This is a genomic window from Vibrio sp. D54 (assembly GCF_021728075.1).
In the GTDB taxonomy this organism is placed as follows: domain Bacteria; phylum Pseudomonadota; class Gammaproteobacteria; order Enterobacterales; family Vibrionaceae; genus Vibrio; species Vibrio alginolyticus.
Window position 1 is genome coordinate 289,839 of record NZ_JAKKCS010000005.1, and the last position, 18,005, is coordinate 307,843.

The window sequence follows — 18,005 nt, forward strand, 5'->3', positions numbered from 1 at the left end:
AAGTTTTCTTGGGTATGAGCTCGCAGTTTTCAGAAGAAAACTGGCGAATGAAGCATACAGTTAGAACGTGCTACAACCTGTATGCACAAACAGGCAGAAAATATTCTTTCCTGCCTGTATGTAGAGTCTGAGGAAATTACTTAATTAGACCCATTTCTTTGTAGTATTTTTCTGCACCTGGGTGAAGAGGAATAGAAAGACCAGCTTTCACCATGTCTTCTTTCTTCAAGTTTGCGAATGCAGGGTGTAGACGTTTGAAGGTATCAAAGTTTTCAAACACAGCTTTTGCCACGTTGTAAGCGACATCGTCTGAAACATCAGAGGTCGTTACCATTGTTGCTGCAACACCAAAGCTGTTTACGTCTTTGTCTGTACCGCGGTACATACCAGCCGGTACTGAGCTAAAGGCGTAGTATGGGTTGTCGGCAACAATTTTATCGATTTTAGGGCCTGTTGCTGAAACTAGCTTCGCATCACATGATGTGGTTGCTTCTTTGATTGAACCGTTCGGGTGGCCGACCATGTAAATGAAGGCGTCAATTTTATTGTCACAAAGTGCTTGAGAACGCTCAGAGCCTTTTAGCTCAGACGCCAATTTGAAGCTGTCGTTTGTCCACCCCATCGCTTCCATGACAACGCCCATCGTTGCACGGTCACCAGAGCCTGGGTTACCGATGTTTACGCGCTTACCTTTTAGGTCTTCAACGTTTTCGATACCTGAATCTGCACGAGCAATGATGTTGAAAGGTTCTGTATGAAGAGAGAACATTGCACGTAGCTTTTTGTACGGGCCTTGTTCTTCAAACTTGCTCGTACCGTTGTAGCCGTGGTATTGCCAATCCGATTGCACGATACCAAAATCTAATTCGCCTGCACGGATAGTGTTAACGTTGTAAATTGAGCCACCAGTCGATTCTACTGAACAACGGATGTTGTGGTCTTTACGACCTTTATTTACCAACTTACAGATAGCACCACCAGTTGGGTAGTAAACACCTGTCACAGAGCCAGTACCGATGGTAATAAACTCTTGAGCGTTAACTGCGCCTGCGCCCATTACGGCTGCAGCGATAGCGCCTACTTTGAGAAGTTTGTTAAATGCCATGAATTTCCCTTCCTTATATTCATTATTTACCCGGAAATAACCATAAATCACTTCTGGAGTTTCCTATTTGGAAACGGCACCTTTTTCAATCCAATCGTTTGAAAAAGCGAGCGAATCATAACAAAAAATTGGCAGAAAATTATCCAATTGTTAAATGTTATAGTTGATAAGTCTGAATTTTGTATCAGGGGATAGGATTCAATTTGTGATTTAATTCTTTTTATAACAATTACTTAATTAACGTTTAGTGACTGAAATGAAAAAGATCAATTGCGTGATGTTAATCACAAAATGGGTGGTTAAAGAATGAGCGGAGTAAGCAAAAAATTTACATAAATTATGGGCTACAAAATGAGACTTCTTTTATAACCCACAATGAGTTAGCTGATTGAAGCTTTATAGAACTTAACCAGTATATTCGAACAGCTCGCACACTGATTTGAAGAGTTGCTCAGTCGTAATTGCCATGGTTGGCGTAATGAAAATGGTATCGTCACCTGCGACAACACCAAGAATACCTTCGGATTTACCGAGTGAATCAAGCAAGCGAGCAATCAACTGTGCTGCACCTGGGCCGGTGTGAATTACCACTAACGCTGCGTTACGATCGATGTCTAGTACTAGTTCACGCAGAGAACTGCTGACTGTTGGGACACCTAGCTCAGCAGGAAGACAGTAAACCATTTCCATTTTTGCATTGCGCGTACGGACGGCGCCAAATTTAGTCAGCATACGTGAGACTTTAGATTGGTTGATACTCTCAAACCCTTGCTGTTTGAGTGCGTCAACAATCTCGCCCTGTGAGCCAAAGCTTTCTTCTTTTAACAGGGCTTTAAAGGCGCGAACTAAGTTGTCTTGTTTTTCTGAATTGCGCATAGTCATTACAAATCTCTTATTACGGGTCAGCAATTTTGCATATTCTCGCATATATATTCAGGCGGTGCCAAAGAGTCCCAGGATTATGTTAGATGCGTCACTGTAAACTATATACCACATAGAATTCTTTAGCGCGCTGAAGTAGGGCTGTATCTGTTTTCTTGAATTCCTTGTCATTTCAACAGAATAAAAGAATAATCCAAGCCCCATTTGTAGCACGGTAACAGCGAGTTGCGCGAGGTCGCAAAGCTAGCGTTAATTGATTGTAATCAAGTTGTGATTCCGATAGCTTTATTTAAGTTGGTTACAAACTACCCTACGAATACGTTTATAAGAGAAATACTCTCAAGGAGAACTACATGAAAGTAGCCGTTATTGGTGCCGCTGGTGGCATCGGTCAAGCCCTGGCCCTTCTACTTAAGAACCGTCTTCCTGCTGGTTCTGATCTAGCCCTATATGATATTGCTCCAGTAACTCCTGGTGTGGCCGCTGATCTTAGCCACATCCCTACGCCAGTTTCTATCAAAGGTTACGCTGGTGAAGATCCTACTCCAGCACTAGAAGGCGCGGATGTTGTGCTAATTTCTGCTGGTGTTGCGCGTAAGCCAGGTATGGATCGTGCGGATCTATTTAATGTAAACGCTGGTATCGTTAAATCGCTAGCGGAGAAGATTGCGGTTGTTTGTCCGAAAGCTTGTGTTGGTATCATCACAAACCCTGTAAATACAACAGTGCCAATTGCTGCTGAAGTTCTTAAAAAAGCGGGTGTTTATGATAAGCGTCGTCTATTTGGTGTAACAACGTTGGATGTTATCCGTTCAGAAACGTTTGTTGCTGAGCTAAAAGACAAAGATCCAGGTGACGTTCGCGTGCCAGTAATTGGTGGTCACTCTGGCGTAACGATCTTACCTCTACTGTCTCAAGTTGAAGGTGTTGAGTTTACAGCTGAAGAAGTAGAAGCATTAACGAAACGTATTCAAAATGCAGGTACTGAAGTTGTAGAAGCGAAAGCGGGTGGTGGTAGTGCAACACTATCAATGGGCCAAGCTGCATGTCGCTTTGGTCTGTCTCTGGTTCGTGCTCTTCAAGGTGAAGAAGGCGTAGTTGAGTGCGCTTACGTTGAAGGCGACGGCGAACACGCGACGTACTTCGCGCAACCTGTGAAACTGGGTAAAGAAGGCGTTGAAGAAGTACTAAGCTACGGCAAACTCAGCGATTACGAAAAGTCTGCATTAGACGGTATGCTAGAAACACTAAATGGCGACATCAACATTGGTGTTGAATTCGCAAAGTAATCTAGAAAGCCTATATAAGAAGAAAGCCGATCATTTTGATCGGCTTTTTTGATCCTTGATTTCTCAACTTCGTAAAACTTTCCAATAAAACCACGTAGTGAAGGAGAAGATGATGGAAGCGAGTCGAATCCGTAAAGGCATGGTTGTTGAGTGCCAACAAGGCGTCGGTACGATATTAGTGGTCGACCATGAAGCAGAGACGGTATTGTTGTCCAAACAAGGGACTGAACAGCAGCTCGCCGTTAGCTTTGATGAAATAGAAGATGATCCACAACTGCATGGCGGTAGTGACAGATATTACTAGCGCCTCCGGCGTCGTCATTAGGTATCAAACGTAAAAAAAGGAAGAGCATGCTCTTCCTTTTTGCTATAAGTCTTGCGTTATGGGTAGCTATTGATTACTTCGTGCGTTGTACTGCGACATGAGCCAGAGTAACAAGCGCTTGTTTGTATTCAGACTCTGGCAACACTGATAGTTCTGCGATTGCTTTGTCTGCTTCTTCTAGAGCTTTTTGCGTTGTGTATTCCAGAGAGCCTGCTTCTTTCATGACCGCAAGAATTTCTTCTAAGCGATCCATACCATTCGCTTTCTCAATCGCTTCACGAATCATGATGGCGTTTTCTGGTGTGGTATTACGCATAGCATGGAGTAGAGGTAAAGTTGGCTTGCCTTCGGCCAAGTCATCACCCACATTTTTACCCATGTCTTCGCCATCAGAAGTGTAATCCATGACGTCATCAATGAGCTGAAACGCAGTGCCTAGATACTTACCGTAATTTTGCATTGCGATTTCCACATGCTCAGGAGCATCATTTAAGATTGCACCGATTTGAGTTGCGGATTCAAATAAGCGCGCAGTCTTAGAGTAGATGACTTGCATGTAGCTTTCTTCTGTCGTGTCAGGGTCGTTACAGTTCATCAACTGCTGTACTTCACCTTCGGCGATCACGTTTACGGCATTGCTCATTAGTTTAAGGATCTTCATGGATCCTAGTTCTGTCATCATCTGAAATGAGCGTGTATAGATAAAGTCCCCAACTAATACGCTAGCCGCATTGCCAAATGCTGCATTCGCAGTGGCTTTACCACGGCGCATGTCTGATTCATCTACCACGTCATCATGCAGCAAAGTCGCTGTATGGATGAACTCAATAAACGCAGCTGCCATTGTATGACCATTGCCTTGGTAACCAAGTGCACGGGCTGACAGTATCGCTAAAAGCGGTCTTAGACGTTTGCCTCCACCACTCACGATATAAAAACCGAGCTGGTTGATTAAAGAGACATCAGAATTAAGTTGGGCTTGAATTGTTTCATTCACTTTTGCCATGTCATCGGCAGTAAGCGCTTGGATAGTTTTAAAATCCATCGTATATCCGGCTGAAGTTAGACCCTGCAAGGCTTATTCGATTTATATAATTGTCGAATAATACACTAAAAAACGTTGATTAATACATTACTAAAGGGCATGATTGCCGCACTTTTCTTTGGCGATTAGCTTTTCGCCAATTTTTTCAAAATATGGCTTGTCATAGGAGCATCTATTCTGTAGAATCTGCGCCCTATTGATGATTAGTTTAGCGCACACCCTCAAGAAAGGCTGTGCGGAAAAAGCGGAGTAAAATATGTACGCTGTTTTCCAATCTGGTGGTAAACAACACCGTGTAAGCGAAGGTCAAACTCTTCGTTTAGAGAAATTAGACGTTGAAACTGGTGCAACTGTAGAATTTGATAAAGTTCTTCTTGTTGCTAACGGCGAAGACATCAAAGTTGGTGCTCCTCTTGTAGAGGGCGGCAAAATTGTTGCTGAAGTTGTACAACACGGTCGTGGCGATAAAGTTAAAATCGTTAAGTTCCGTCGTCGTAAGCACTCTCGTAAGCAACAGGGTCACCGTCAGTGGTTCACTGAAGTGAAGATCACTGGTATCAACGCTTAATCTATTAGGAGAGTTTAACAATGGCACACAAAAAAGCTGGTGGTTCTACTCGTAACGGCCGCGATTCAGAAAGCAAACGTCTAGGTGTTAAGCGTTTCGGTGGTGAATCTGTACTTGCAGGTAACATCATCGTTCGTCAACGTGGTACTAAGTTCCACGCTGGTAACAACGTAGGTATCGGTAAAGACCACACTCTATTCGCTCTTACTGAAGGTAAAGTGAAGTTCGAAGTGAAAGGTCCTAAGAACCGTAAGTTTGTAAGCATCGAAGCTGAGTAATTAGGTTTTTAACCAAATTACTTAATAGCTTTAAGCTGAATTCAAAAGCCCTGCCGAATCGGCGGGGTTTTTTATTTGTGGCAGTCGACATATCGAAGTTTCTCGCTAAGATCCTAAGCGATTTGAATCTGGGAGCTTAGATCTGTCATCTGCTAAAATTGTCGGATGACATAGTAAGATTTAATCCACGCACGAAGTAGTCGGAGTAAAAGATGAAGTTCGTAGATGAAGCGGTAGTAAAAGTTCAGGCTGGTGATGGCGGTAGTGGCGTTGTCAGTTTCTGGCGTGAAAAATTCATCACTAAAGGTGGCCCTGATGGCGGTGATGGCGGTGACGGTGGTGATGTTTATATCCAAGCCGATGAAAACCTAAATACCCTGATTGATTACCGTTTCCAGCGCTTCTACGAAGCTGAGCGTGGTGAAAACGGTCGCGGTGGTAACTGTACAGGTAAGCGTGGTAAAGACATCGTTCTTCGTGTACCTGTGGGTACGCGCGCTGTGGATATCCACACAAATGAAATCGTGGCGGAAGTTGCTGAACACGGTAAGAAAGTGATGATCGCAAAAGGCGGTTGGCACGGTCTAGGTAACACGCGTTTCAAATCTTCAGTAAACCGCGCGCCTCGTCAGAGAACATTGGGTACAAAGGGTGAAGTACGCGAAATTCGCCTTGAGCTATTGCTTCTTGCTGATGTGGGTATGCTTGGTCTACCTAATGCTGGTAAATCAACCTTTATCCGCGCAGTATCAGCAGCAAAACCGAAAGTCGCTGATTACCCATTCACGACTTTGATCCCAAGCTTGGGTGTCGTAAGTGTCGTACCAGAGAAAAGCTTTGTTGTTGCAGACATCCCTGGTTTGATCGAGGGTGCAGCAGATGGCGCTGGCCTTGGTATTCGATTCTTGAAGCACTTAGAGCGTTGTCGAGTGTTGCTGCACATGATCGATATTATGCCAATTGATCAGTCCGATCCGGTGCAAAATGCATTGACGATCATTGATGAACTAGAACAATACAGCGAAAAACTGGCAAGTAAGCCGCGTTGGTTAGTGTTCAACAAAGTTGATCTAATGCCTGAAGAAGAAGCGAATGAGAAGATCCAAGAAATCTTAGACGCACTAGGTTGGGAAGACGAGTACTTTAAGATCTCGGCGATCAATCGTAACGGTACTAAAGAGCTTTGTTACAAACTGGCTGACTTTATGGATAACCTGCCTCGCGAAGAGGAAGAAGTGGCTGAAGAAGATAAAGTTAACTTCATGTGGGATGATTACCATAAAGATGCGATGGCGGGTAAAGACGTTATCACTGAAGATGACGACGACGATTGGGATGACTGGGACGATGAAGAAGATGACGGTCACGTTGTCTACGTTCGTGACTAATCAGAACGGTCAAACAATGCCTGTTTGCCTATAATTCATTAAGCCGCAATTATTTATTGCGGCTTTTTTTGTATCTAAATCATATTTAGGTGATGTGATTTACGGCACAATAACTGATACGTCGTGTTTTTTTGAGGGTTAGTTTGGCCCTCGCGCGTATGAATGAGTAACACCCTAAAAGGAATTAGACTTATTTATGACTCTAGAAACCATACCGCCTAGAGAGTTGGCGGTATCTACTCAACGATCGATTTCTCGTCTTGTCGCCCAAGCCGGACAAATGCTACTTGCTCATGGTGCTGAAAGTACTCTTGTGAGCGATATTATGCGTCGTATTGGCCTTGCTTGTGGGGTGAATGAAGTTGCGGTTGCACTATCAGCTAATGCATTGGTTGTGACGACGGTAATGGATGGGCACTGCATCACCACCACCCGAAGCTGCGCTGATCGTGGCATCAATATGCGCGTTATTACGCAAATTCAACGAATCTGTATCATGATGGAGCGTGGTTTACTCGATTCAACCATGGCGCAGAAAAAGCTGAACGCTATCAGTCCAGAGCGTTATAACCGCTGGTTGGTGGTGTTTATGATTGGCTTGTCTTGTGCGGCATTCAGTCATCTAGCTGGTGGTGATTGGGGAGTATTCATCATGACCTTTTTAGCTTCAGCTGGTGGCATGATCGTTCGCCAAGAAATTGGTCATCGTCATTTCAACCCTCTATTGAACTTTGCTGCGACCGCTTTTGTGACTACCTTAATTTCAGCACAGGCGGAAATTTACCAAGTCGGTAATCTACCTACCGTAGCAATGGCATCGTCAGTATTAATGCTTGTACCTGGTTTCCCACTCATTAACTCTGTCGCAGATATGTTGAAAGGCCACTTTAATATGGGGATTGCTCGATTTGTGATGGCTAGTTTACTAACGTTGGCGACATGTTTGGGGATCGTTGCTGCGATGAGTGTAACTGGAATTTGGGGGTGGGCAATCTAATGAGTTTATTTGATTTGATGTTTGGCCTTTTGAATGACATGTTTTTTGCGGCGATTCCCGCCGTAGGATTTGCATTGGTTTTTAACGTGCCACAAAGAGCTTTAGTGTATTGCGCTGTTGGTGGTGCGATTGGTCATGGTAGCCGCTACTTGATGATGCAGTTTGGCATTCCTATTGAGTGGGCAACCTTTTTTGCCGCGACGTTAGTTGGGATGATCGGTGTGTACTGGTCTCACCGTTTTCTCGCGCATCCAAAAGTGTTTACTGTGGCTGCTTTGATCCCGATGGTGCCGGGTGTGTTTGCGTACAAAGCAATGATCGCTATGGTAGAAATCAATCATGTTGGCTACTCACCCGAGCTTGTCGCAACCTGTATGGAAAACTTTCTTAAGGCCATGTTTATTATTGCAGGTTTAGCAGTTGGTCTTGCGGTTCCGGGGCTGTTATTCTATCGCCGCAGACCAATTGTATAAGGACCTAACATGATCATTAGTATGATTGCCGCGATGGCCGACAATCGCATCATTGGCAAAGACAATCAAATGCCTTGGCATCTTCCCGCCGATTTCGCTTGGTTTAAGCGTTGTACCATGGGAAAACCGGTTGTGATGGGACGCAAAACCTATGAGTCTATTGGTCGCCCTTTACCTGGTCGCTTGAATATTGTTATTAGCCGTGATGAGACACTAAAGATCGAAGGTGTCACTACCGTAACATCGATTGAGCAGGCTCTGGAAGTCGCAGGTGATGTGGAAGAAGTGATGATCATTGGTGGTGGTGCGATTTACACCACTTGTCTGCCTATGGCCAATAAACTGTATGTAACACACATTGAAGCGGCCATTGATGGTGATACTCAGTTCCCAGATTGGGGAGACGAGTTTAAGGAAACTTACTCAGAAATGTATCAAGCCGATGAGAAGAACGCCTACAACATGCGCTTTACTGTGTTAGAAAAGTAATTCGAGATTAACACCGCGTAGTTAATACGGTAATGCCGTTCGTATAACAGCGAGCGGCCATCCCAACCTACCGTCATCCTGAAAAGCGACGAAAGAGCGAGATTCAGGAGCCTCTATACGAGTACTTTGTTGTCAAAGGTATTTCTATCTATTCGCAGCGCGAGGATATTAGATTCCTAGTCTCGTTAAGGCTCGTTGGAATGACCCTACAGGAGGTGTTAAGTGACAGGTATTCTTCCTACTATGGATTATCGACTGTTATTCAGTGTTTAACTTAACGCATCCTGAGTAAAAATTTTCTTATCTTCCCAACGGATCATGGTCAGGCTTCCTCCCCAAACGCAGCCAGTATCTAGCCCGATGACTTCGTTGTTCATATAGCCTTGTAGTGCAGCCCAGTGCCCAAAGAGCACCGCTTTGTTTAAGTGGATACGTTTAGGCACATCAAACCATGGAATAAGTTCGTTACCGGAAACTTGTTGCGGTGGCAATTTACAATCCATATCCAAACGACCATCAGGGAAACAAAAGCGCATCCGCGTAAAAGCATTGATAATATAACGGTATCGGTCCAAACCCTGTAGAGAGTCATCCCAGGAATCAGGTTGATTACTGTACATGTTTTTTAATAGCCAAGGCAGCTCTTCACTTTGGATGATGCGCTCAACTTCACGGGCACACTTTCTCGCTGTTTTTAGATTCCACTGCGGTGATATGCCAGCGTGACACATCACGAACTCGTCATGCTCGGCCATTAGAGGTTGCTGAGCTAGCCATGTCAGTAGTTCCTCTTTGTCAGGGGCCGTGAAAATAGGTGCGGTTCTATCTTTGTCTTTGACCTTTTTTATCCCGTGAGCCACTGCGAGAAGGTGAAGGTCGTGATTACCAAGCACGACGATTGCGTTTGCGCCAAGTGACTTGACAAAGCGTAACGTTTCTAGTGATTTAGGCCCTCTGGCGACCAAATCACCAGCAAGCCAAAGTTGGTCTTTTTTCGCAGAGAAAGATACTTTTTCTAGTAGTCGCTGCAATTCATCAAAACAGCCTTGGATGTCACCAACAATATAGGTAGCCACTGAATCTCCAATTTACTAATTTAAAACATTTGGAACAGCCAAGCGAAATGGTTCGATTTCGGTGATGAACTCTTGCCCTTTCTCATCCAGCATTTTGTAGTGTCCTTGCATAACGCCGACAGGGGTTTCTAACGCGGTTCCGCTACTGTACGTGTATTCATCATTGCTTGGAATAAAGGGCTGCTGGCCTACCACTCCGTCACCTTCAACCGTCATTTGCTTGCCATTCGAGTCTGTGATTAGCCAGCGGCGGCTCACTAACTGTACGGTTTGCTGGCTAAGGTTTTTGATGGTGATGATATAAGCGAAAACGTAGCGTTGTAGCTCTGGGTTGGACTGTTCTTCGATGTATTTGGTGTGAACTTGAATTTTGATGCAAGGTTGAATGACGTCCATGTGCACTCCTCAGAAACGTAATATCCCAATAATAATAAGCCAAACCTACAAGGGTTTGGCTCATTGTTTGAGTTCTTAGTGCTGCGGGTTATCCGCAAGCCAGTTCGCCATTGCTACGAATTGTTCTAGCGTCAGGTTCTCTGGACGCATGCTTGGATTAACACCTAGCTCTTCTAGTACTTCTGTGCTTAACAACGATTTGTAGCAGTTACGAACTGTTTTACGACGTTGGTTAAAGCCTTCACGACAAACGCGATCGAGCAAACGCAGATCTTTCGCCGGGCATGGCAGCTCTTCGTAAGGCACTAAACGAACAACGGCAGAATCCACTTTCGGTGGTGGAACGAATGCCGTTGGCGGCACTTCCAGTACTGGTACCACTTTACAGTAGTACTGAGCCATTACCGTTAAACGGCCGTAAGCTTTGCTGCCAGGGCCGGCGGCTAAGCGGTTTACCACTTCTTTTTGCAGCATAAAGTGCATGTCTTGAATGTCTTTATGGAACTCAAAAAGGTGGAACATCAATGGTGTAGAGATGTTGTATGGCAAGTTACCAAAAATGCGCAGCTTGTTGTTTGGCTTCACTAGTTGAGTGAAGTCAAAACGCATAGCGTCACCCTCATGGATGGTCAACTTATCTGCCAGTTCAGGGTGAGTACGTAGGCGTTCCGCCAGATCGCGGTCTAATTCGATAACTGTGAACTTATCTACTTCACGACCTACTGGCTCAGTGATAGCACCAAGACCAGGACCGATTTCAACCAGGTTTTGACCTGGTTTTGGGTTAATCGCTGATACGATTCCATCAATAATGTATGGATCGTTCAGGAAGTTTTGACCAAAACGTTTACGCGCTTTGTGTCCTAAATGGACATCATTTCTCATTGTTTCTTCTCTACCAAATCTATCGCATGCGTGAGCGCTGTTCGGAAACTCCCTGTATCCGCTTGACCTGTCCCTGCCAGATCTAATGCAGTACCGTGGTCCACCGATGTTCTAATAAAAGGTAGACCAAGAGTAATGTTTACTGAACGACCAAAGCCTTTGTATTTTAATACTGGCAATACTTGATCATGGTACATGCCTAAAACAGCATCAGCATCATTTAAATATTTTTCATTGAAAATGGTATCAGCCGGCAGAGGGCCGATCAGGTTGATACCTTTTTCTTGTCGAATTTTTTCCAGTGTCGGAGTGATGGTTTCGATCTCTTCACGACCTAAGCAGCCATCTTCGCCAGCATGAGGGTTAAGCCCGCAAACGTAGATGTTTGGTTGTGCGATAGCAAACTTTTCTACAAGGTCTTTATGAAGAATATCGATGATTTTTTCTAATCGCTCTTCGGTGACAGCTTTGGACACATAAGCTAAAGGAATATGTGTTGTAACCAGCGCCACGCGCAGTCCTTCCGTTGCTAGCATCATTACGACTAGCGGCGTTTGTGACTTCTCGGCGAAAAATTCAGTATGACCACTGAATGCAACACCTGCGCGATTAATCACCCCCTTATGAACAGGGCCGGTGACAATAGCATCAAATTCATCATTCATACAGCCTAAAGCCGCTCTTTCTAGCGTTTTTAGTACATAGTGGCCATTCGCTTCATTGAGCTCGCCTGCGACCGCAGGTTCCGATATTTGGATATGGTCAACGATAAGCGTGCCCGCTTTTTGTGCTTTAGGTGCTTCTTCTGGATTGTAATCAGACAGTTGGACTTCGATGCCAAGCTGCTTGGCTCGCTCCGTCAGCATATTCTTATCGGCACAGACGACAATTTGGTGCGCCCAATCTTCTTTCGATAGGGCAAGCACTAAGTCTGGGCCGATACCCGCAGGTTCCCCTGCGGTTACGACAATTCTACGAATTGTATTAGTTGTCATTGTTGTCATCCACGATTTCAACAAACGCACTTGCGCGTAGCTCTTGCATCCATGCGCCCGCTTCTTCATTAAATTTACGATTAAATAGAATACGGTAAGCTTTGTTCTTCATCGCTGAGTCAGTGCGGTCAACTTGGCGACGATCCAACACTTCAACGATATGCCAGCCGTGAACGGTTTTGAACGGTTCGCTGATTGAGCCAACTGGCAGAGTTTCTACTTGGTGCTTAAATTCTGGCACGTAAAGATCTGGTGTTTGATAACCTAGTTCACCGTCTTGTGCTGCCGAGCCAGGATCTTGACTGTATTGTGTTGCCAATTGAGCGAACGTTGCTTCACCGGCTTTGATGCGGCGTACAAATTCATTCAGTTGCTTCTTCGCCCCTTCGTCGCTCAGAATCACGGTTGGTTTAATCAAAATATGACGCGCATTTACTTCCGTTACCGCAACCGTTTCTAGGCCTTTTACATCCTCTATTTTTAGGATGTGGAAACCAACGCCACTACGGAAAGGACCAATAATGCTGCCTTTGTTTTGCATCTTGATCTGATCAGCAAAGATGGTTGGCATCTCTTCTTTACGCATCCAGCCCCAGTCACCACCTTGTAAAGCTTTAGGACCTTTTGAGTAGGTGTAGGCCATCTCCGTAAAGTCTGCACCTTCGTTTAGCTTTTTCGCGAGCGCTTTAGCTTCTGCTTCTACAGCTGACTTTTCTTTATCGTCAGAGAAGCGCAGTTGAATGTGTCCAATTTTGTATTGAACAGTCGCATTGGTTTCTTGTGATAGTTGCTCAGCAAGGCTATCGACCTCTGCTGGAAGGATATTAATACGGCGACGAACCAGTGCATTGCGAGCTTCTGATGCGGCGATTTCCTTACGAATTTGTTCGCGGAATTCTGGGTAACTTAAACCTTCACTTTCTACAGAAGCAGCGAGTTGTTCTACCGATTGCTCATTATTACGTGCGATCTCTGCAATCGCTTGGTTTAAACGGTTGTCGTCAATACGCACACCAATACGGTCTGCTTCTTGGCCTTGCAACGTATCAATGATAAGTTTTTCAACGACTTGTTCTTTTAACACGCTGGTAGAAGGTAAGCTCTTTCCACTTTGACGAGCGTTGGCTTGCAGCGTTTTCATCGCTGTTTCGATGTCGCTTTGTAGAACTACACCGTCGTTCACGATGACCGCAACCTTATCGATCTCTACTGGTGCTGCAACCGCTCCGCAAGAGAGTAGGGTCGTGAATAAGATTGATTTCCAAATTTTCATTTAAAATTCCGTCAGTATTTTTGAATAGGCGTCTTATTCATTTAAGACGCCTATTTTGATTAATTGTTCAGATAGAATGGGCGGCCGTACTTAATCGCGTTGTCAGAACCATCCAGTTCTTTGACAGCAGTGTCTTCACGCTGGTTGGTCGCAAAGCCTTGAATACCGAAGTTAACGCTGAAGTTATTTTCGTATTCAGGTGATGCCCCGGTGCTGCCGATAGCTTGGTCTTCCCAACCAAGCAATTGGTTTGAGTAAGTGACGCCAATGTACCAACAGTCAGATTGGTAACGCAGGCTCGCTAACCATTCTAGGTCCGCATTTTCATTGAGGTCGTAGTAGTATTGACCACTCGCAGACCAGTTCGGGTTGAACTCGTAGGCCGCTACAATACCTGCTTGAGAAATACCTTTACGAGTAATTGTGTCTAGGTTTTCGAGAATGATCGTATCTTCGATGTATTCACGCGTAACGTAGCGATAGTTACCCTGAATAAAGCCGCCGTTGAATTGGTATTCCAAGGTACTGTTTGCCAACTGCATGGAGCTCAAATCAATATCGTATTGAATTCCACCGTGATAGAACAAGTAATCGTTGTAGTTGAAATCAGCTTCAATCGCCCATGATGAGTAATTGGTGGTCTCATCCGGAAGATTTGGGCTGTTGCTCAGTTTGGTCTTTTTATCGAAGTAGTAAATCTGACCAAATGAAACGTTAAGACGCTCTTTATAGTCATCATCAAAGAAGCGAGTACTCGCACCGTAGCTTAACTGGTTCGCCGAGGCGATTTTATCAATGCCACTGTACTTACGACTGCGGAATAGCCCGTAGTAGTCGGTTTGTAGCAAGGTGGTATCGTAGTTGTAGATGTTGGTTTGATCTTCTTCAGGTACGTACAAGTACTGCAGCTGAGGCTCCAGTGTTTGGGTGTAGCCCTTGATCCAGCTTGTATCTCGCTCTAAGTAAAGTTGCGCATGCGTACGGAACTCAGGAATAACACGAGAAACTTCATCATCCAACTGGTTTTGCAAGTTTACATCTGTCAAACCCGTTAAGTCTTGAGAGTAATACGTAGAGAGCACACGCGCTTCTGTTGTCCACGTTGCCCATGAGTTTGAGAGTGGTAATGTAAGCCCTGGTTCAATGTGAACACGGGTCGCATTTGGTCGCGCAGCATCGCTGGTATCGAAGCGGCTCACTTGGCTCTTCACGTCAAAGTTAAGGTAGTCTCCCCACAACGGCGTGTAGTAGTTCAAGTCTAACTGAGGAAGCAGGCGATAAGGGCGGTTCTCTTCTTTCAATAAGATTTGGAAGTCACGAACGGTTAACGAGGCATCCCAGAAGTCAGAACGATATTGTACTTGTCCTTCTTGAACCAGTTGACCATCTTCACGGTTACCAATGTCGGAGTCTAGATCGAGGAAGTAATCAATATCACTCACTTTTGAGTAATCGACTTTGACTATCCACTGTTTATTGATGATACCGTCGTGTTTAACTTGGTAGCCCCAACGAGACTCGTCCTGATATTTGCGATCACTATTGAGGTATTCGCCTTTGATTTCCCCATTTCCCCAACCATCTGTTAGGTAGCGGAAATCAGTATCGAGTTTTGTACCACGTTGCTGCATATAGAGCGTGGTGAGTGTCATGTCATATTGAGGCGCGATGTTCCAATAGAATGGCACCTCGACTTCCATACCATCACTAGAACCATACGATAAAGAAGGGAAGAGGAAACCCGTTTTACGCGTATCTCCAATTGGCATGGTTAGATACGGCACATAGAAAACAGGCACATCTAACACTTCAAATCGAGGATGGTGCAGCGTCGCTGTCTCTTCATCTTGGTCAACATCGATGCCTGACGCAACCAATCGCCATGAATTATCGCCTTGAGGGCACGATGTGATAGAGCCGTCTTCGAGTTCATAAACCGACTGACCTGTGCGGGCGATATAGGCTGCAGTGCCTCGGCCTTGTTGGCAAAGGAACTGATAATCGGTGTTCTCAAGTGAAAACGTATCTTGATTAATGTCGTTAGTAACACGATCAGATCGAGCTTTGACTTGGCCGTCATTGAAAGTCACGTTGCCTTCGGCAACCACGACGTTGTCTTGTTGGTGCAGCGTTACGCTATCTGCGGTAATTTTCTTCTGGCCTTGGGTGACTTGTACATTACCTGAGTACTGAGCTTTGTCACCATTGATGGCTTGCAGGGTGTCAGCTTCTACCACTACTGGGGTATTAAGAGCGTCCTCCTCGCCACTTGTATCGACCAAACATTGATCTGTGGCGGGCATTTCCTGCACACTATCATGGATATTCGCTTCAGCTTGAGTGGTGGGTACAAACAAGGCGGTGCTGATAGAGGCCGCTAAAAATGTGCGGGAGAAATGTTGCATTGAATTGAACTTTCCTGTGTCACTACTACTCGATGGCTATAGGGCTTGTTGTACCCTAGCGTAATAGCCAAATGAATCAACTATAGTCGCATTTATCCCAGCGTATTGATTCACTGTGGCATAATGACGACAAAATAGCTGCAAAGATAAGCAGGCGAAATGGCCTAGCCGAAATAAAACTAATTCCATTATCATAAAGGAAATCGTTGCATCCGGCACTATAAGACCGCCGTCGTCGATAAAAATTCATTGATAGAGAACACATAATGCATATTTTTGGCAAAATTCTGGGTGCCTTTTTTGGCTTGTTACTTGGCGGGCCGCTAGGTTTACTCTTTGGCTTATTTATTGGCCATCAATTCGATAAAGCACGTCGCTTGAGTCAAGCCGGGTTCTCTACTGGCGGCTTTGGAAAAGGGCCAAGTCAAGCTCAGCGCCAAGAAGAGTTTTTTAAAGCGGCGTTTGCGGTAATGGGACATGTGGCAAAAGCGAAAGGCCAAGTCACCAAAGAGGAAATCCAACTGGCTTCAGCCATGATGGACCGCATGAATTTGCATGGCGAACAGCGTCGCGCAGCGCAAGACGCGTTTCGTGAAGGTAAAGACAGCGACTTTCCGTTAGAAGATGTTCTTGTTCGTGTGAAAATTTCGACAGCTGGTCGCTTTGACTTGTTGCAATTTTTCTTAGAGCTGCAAATCTCGGCGGCCTTTGCAGATGGCTCGATCCACCCGAGTGAACGAAATGTACTACACAAGATTGCACGTGGTTTGGGTTTCTCTTCTGAGCAATTAGAGCGTCGTTTGCAAATGCAAGAAGCCGCATTTCGTTTCCAAAGCCAGGGCGGTTTTCATGGTCAGCATCAAGGCCAATCTTCTGGTGGTAGCTGGCAACAAGCTTCACAAGCAGATCAACTGGCTGACGCGTACAAAATTCTGGATGTGTCTTCAGATGCCGACAGTAAAACCGTCAAGCGTGCTTATCGTAAATTGATGAACGAGCATCACCCGGACAAATTGATGGCTAAAGGTTTACCACCAGAGATGATGAACGTCGCGAAAGAGAAATCTCAAGAGATTCAAAACGCTTACGATCTTATTAAGAAGGTTAAAGGCTTTAAGTAGTCGGACGTTTTCTATCAAACATTTGGATGTAAAAAAGGGCACTCAGTGCCCTTTTTCATGTCTTAGTCTTTGAGTTGTCGGTGTCTTTAGCTTTTGGCCTATCATGTCCCTAATGCTAATTGACCTCACATCCCCCCAGTTTAGTTGGCTTGATTCAAGTCCCAATCGTATTCGTATTTCACTTTGCCAGAGAAGTTTTTGTATTGCGGAGCATACTTTGCGATGTGGTTGAAGACTTGTTTCTCTCCACCAAAGTCCGCTGCAAACCAATCATAAATAGAAGACAGCTGCGCCGTGTTTCCTTGGATAGATACGCCTTTGCTGCTGTTGATAAATGTTTTGGCGGCACTATCCAGTAGAGCTTGCGTGTTGTCAGCAGTGAATGCTTGAGATTGCAGATTAGGGCATCCTAGGCTGGCACAGTTAACCGCGTAATGCGTTCTTGGGTCATTCCAAATTGGACGCAAAATTCGATGTTCAATATCGTTTAAAGTTAGATCCTTCCCGTTGACCACGACCACATCGTCTCCCCAAGGACCAAAGCTAAATAAACCACCTAGCTTGGTGATTGATTCGACTGGATAGTTATCCAAAATAAGATCTACCGTGATGGCGTTGTAAAGGTTTACCCAATAGGCATATTGCTCTGCTTGGTTGTATTGTAGAGGGTCTAGTTTTGCCAAACGCTGGATGTATTGTTTCAGCTTAGTTTTATCGACAGAGGAGACTTGGCTATAACGAAACAAGGTATTCTCGCCTTGTTCAACTAAATAAGTATCGAGTAGTTGTTGCCATTCTTGATGAGAAATTAGGGTTTGGTTGGCTTGATTCGATTGTTTCCAATATGGCCATAAGTCGGATTTTGGAGCGGAAAATGTCGAGAAAGAAACCAGAGCACACAACAGCAATAACAGACGCTTCATAGAGATACCTTTGAATGAGATATTGTTGATAGTGTAGACCAGTTTAGTGCTTGTTTTCTTTCAGTAATCAGTGGCCTTTATTCGCCGTCATT

The 18,005-nt window shown here is 44.8% G+C and carries 19 protein-coding genes; 9 read left to right on the forward strand and 10 right to left on the reverse strand.

Translation table 11 applies throughout. The annotated features are described in order from the left end of the window. Positions 1 to 136 precede the first annotated feature (136 nt). Entirely contained in the window at positions 137 to 1,105 is a 969-nt protein-coding gene (locus L3V37_RS09845; RefSeq protein WP_005379657.1) for a TAXI family TRAP transporter solute-binding subunit, read from the reverse strand. Between the two features lie 405 nt (positions 1,106 to 1,510). Next, on the reverse strand, positions 1,511 to 1,981 hold the full coding sequence (gene argR / locus L3V37_RS09850; protein WP_005379659.1) for a transcriptional regulator ArgR: 471 nt from the start codon (positions 1,979 to 1,981) through the stop codon (positions 1,511 to 1,513). A gap of 359 nt (positions 1,982 to 2,340) precedes the next feature. Here argR and mdh point away from each other — a divergent pair, with 359 nt between their 5' ends. After that, a complete protein-coding gene (mdh, locus tag L3V37_RS09855) occupies positions 2,341 to 3,276 on the forward strand; it encodes a malate dehydrogenase (protein ID WP_005379660.1) in 936 nt (311 codons plus the stop codon). Between the two features lie 112 nt (positions 3,277 to 3,388). Next, the gene (locus L3V37_RS09860) at positions 3,389 to 3,580 is read left to right on the forward strand and encodes a hypothetical protein (protein ID WP_005379661.1); all 192 of its coding nucleotides are present in this window, start codon (positions 3,389 to 3,391) and stop codon (positions 3,578 to 3,580) included. Between the two features lie 94 nt (positions 3,581 to 3,674). Here the strand turns inward: L3V37_RS09860 and ispB are convergent, their stop codons facing one another. Continuing rightward, positions 3,675 to 4,646, reverse strand: a complete 972-nt coding sequence (ispB, locus tag L3V37_RS09865) for an octaprenyl diphosphate synthase (RefSeq protein ID WP_005383097.1) — start codon at positions 4,644 to 4,646, stop codon at positions 3,675 to 3,677. A gap of 256 nt (positions 4,647 to 4,902) precedes the next feature. On the opposite strand from ispB, the gene rplU reads away from it, so the two are divergent. From rplU to folA, 6 genes are all read left to right on the forward strand, one after another. After that, complete coding sequence (gene rplU / locus L3V37_RS09870) at positions 4,903 to 5,214, forward strand: 50S ribosomal protein L21 (RefSeq protein WP_005383096.1); 312 nt, start codon at positions 4,903 to 4,905, stop codon at positions 5,212 to 5,214. A gap of 20 nt (positions 5,215 to 5,234) precedes the next feature. Continuing rightward, entirely contained in the window at positions 5,235 to 5,492 is a 258-nt protein-coding gene (gene rpmA / locus L3V37_RS09875) for a 50S ribosomal protein L27 (RefSeq protein ID WP_005383095.1), read from the forward strand. 212 nt (positions 5,493 to 5,704) lie between these two features. Continuing rightward, positions 5,705 to 6,880 (forward strand): Obg family GTPase CgtA, encoded by a 1,176-nt coding sequence (gene cgtA, locus L3V37_RS09880; protein WP_005383091.1) that lies wholly within the window; start codon positions 5,705 to 5,707, stop codon positions 6,878 to 6,880. A gap of 196 nt (positions 6,881 to 7,076) precedes the next feature. Continuing rightward, complete coding sequence (locus tag L3V37_RS09885; protein ID WP_130544790.1) at positions 7,077 to 7,877, forward strand: threonine/serine exporter family protein; 801 nt, start codon at positions 7,077 to 7,079, stop codon at positions 7,875 to 7,877. Beyond that, entirely contained in the window at positions 7,877 to 8,350 is a 474-nt protein-coding gene (locus L3V37_RS09890) for a threonine/serine exporter family protein (RefSeq protein WP_005379665.1), read from the forward strand. Before L3V37_RS09885 ends, L3V37_RS09890 begins: the two co-directional genes overlap by 1 nt. 9 nt (positions 8,351 to 8,359) lie before the next feature. Next, positions 8,360 to 8,839, forward strand: a complete 480-nt coding sequence (folA, locus tag L3V37_RS09895; protein ID WP_005379666.1) for a type 3 dihydrofolate reductase — start codon at positions 8,360 to 8,362, stop codon at positions 8,837 to 8,839. Between the two features lie 269 nt (positions 8,840 to 9,108). Here folA and apaH read toward each other — a convergent pair whose 3' ends face one another. The 6 genes from apaH to lptD form a co-directional block, all read right to left on the reverse strand. Continuing rightward, complete coding sequence (apaH, locus tag L3V37_RS09900) at positions 9,109 to 9,915, reverse strand: bis(5'-nucleosyl)-tetraphosphatase (symmetrical) ApaH (protein ID WP_213877113.1); 807 nt, start codon at positions 9,913 to 9,915, stop codon at positions 9,109 to 9,111. A 15-nt stretch (positions 9,916 to 9,930) separates the two neighbouring features. Further along, complete coding sequence (apaG, locus tag L3V37_RS09905; RefSeq protein WP_005379668.1) at positions 9,931 to 10,311, reverse strand: Co2+/Mg2+ efflux protein ApaG; 381 nt, start codon at positions 10,309 to 10,311, stop codon at positions 9,931 to 9,933. A 75-nt stretch (positions 10,312 to 10,386) separates the two neighbouring features. Further along, positions 10,387 to 11,196 (reverse strand): 16S rRNA (adenine(1518)-N(6)/adenine(1519)-N(6))-dimethyltransferase RsmA, encoded by an 810-nt coding sequence (rsmA, locus tag L3V37_RS09910; RefSeq protein WP_005379669.1) that lies wholly within the window; start codon positions 11,194 to 11,196, stop codon positions 10,387 to 10,389. Beyond that, complete coding sequence (gene pdxA / locus L3V37_RS09915; RefSeq protein ID WP_005383085.1) at positions 11,193 to 12,191, reverse strand: 4-hydroxythreonine-4-phosphate dehydrogenase PdxA; 999 nt, start codon at positions 12,189 to 12,191, stop codon at positions 11,193 to 11,195. Before pdxA ends, rsmA begins: the two co-directional genes overlap by 4 nt. Further along, positions 12,181 to 13,464 (reverse strand): peptidylprolyl isomerase SurA, encoded by a 1,284-nt coding sequence (gene surA, locus L3V37_RS09920; RefSeq protein ID WP_005379672.1) that lies wholly within the window; start codon positions 13,462 to 13,464, stop codon positions 12,181 to 12,183. The genes pdxA and surA overlap by 11 nt, the downstream gene beginning before the upstream one ends. Positions 13,465 to 13,523: 59 nt before the next feature. Continuing rightward, positions 13,524 to 15,869, reverse strand: a complete 2,346-nt coding sequence (gene lptD / locus L3V37_RS09925) for an LPS assembly protein LptD (RefSeq protein WP_005379673.1) — start codon at positions 15,867 to 15,869, stop codon at positions 13,524 to 13,526. A gap of 266 nt (positions 15,870 to 16,135) precedes the next feature. On the opposite strand from lptD, the gene djlA reads away from it, so the two are divergent. Next, a complete protein-coding gene (gene djlA / locus L3V37_RS09930) occupies positions 16,136 to 16,990 on the forward strand; it encodes a co-chaperone DjlA (protein ID WP_005383076.1) in 855 nt (284 codons plus the stop codon). 140 nt (positions 16,991 to 17,130) lie between these two features. Here the strand turns inward: djlA and L3V37_RS09935 are convergent, their stop codons facing one another. Then, positions 17,131 to 17,913, reverse strand: a complete 783-nt coding sequence (locus L3V37_RS09935; RefSeq protein ID WP_213971577.1) for a DUF547 domain-containing protein — start codon at positions 17,911 to 17,913, stop codon at positions 17,131 to 17,133. Positions 17,914 to 18,005: the final 92 nt, after the last annotated feature.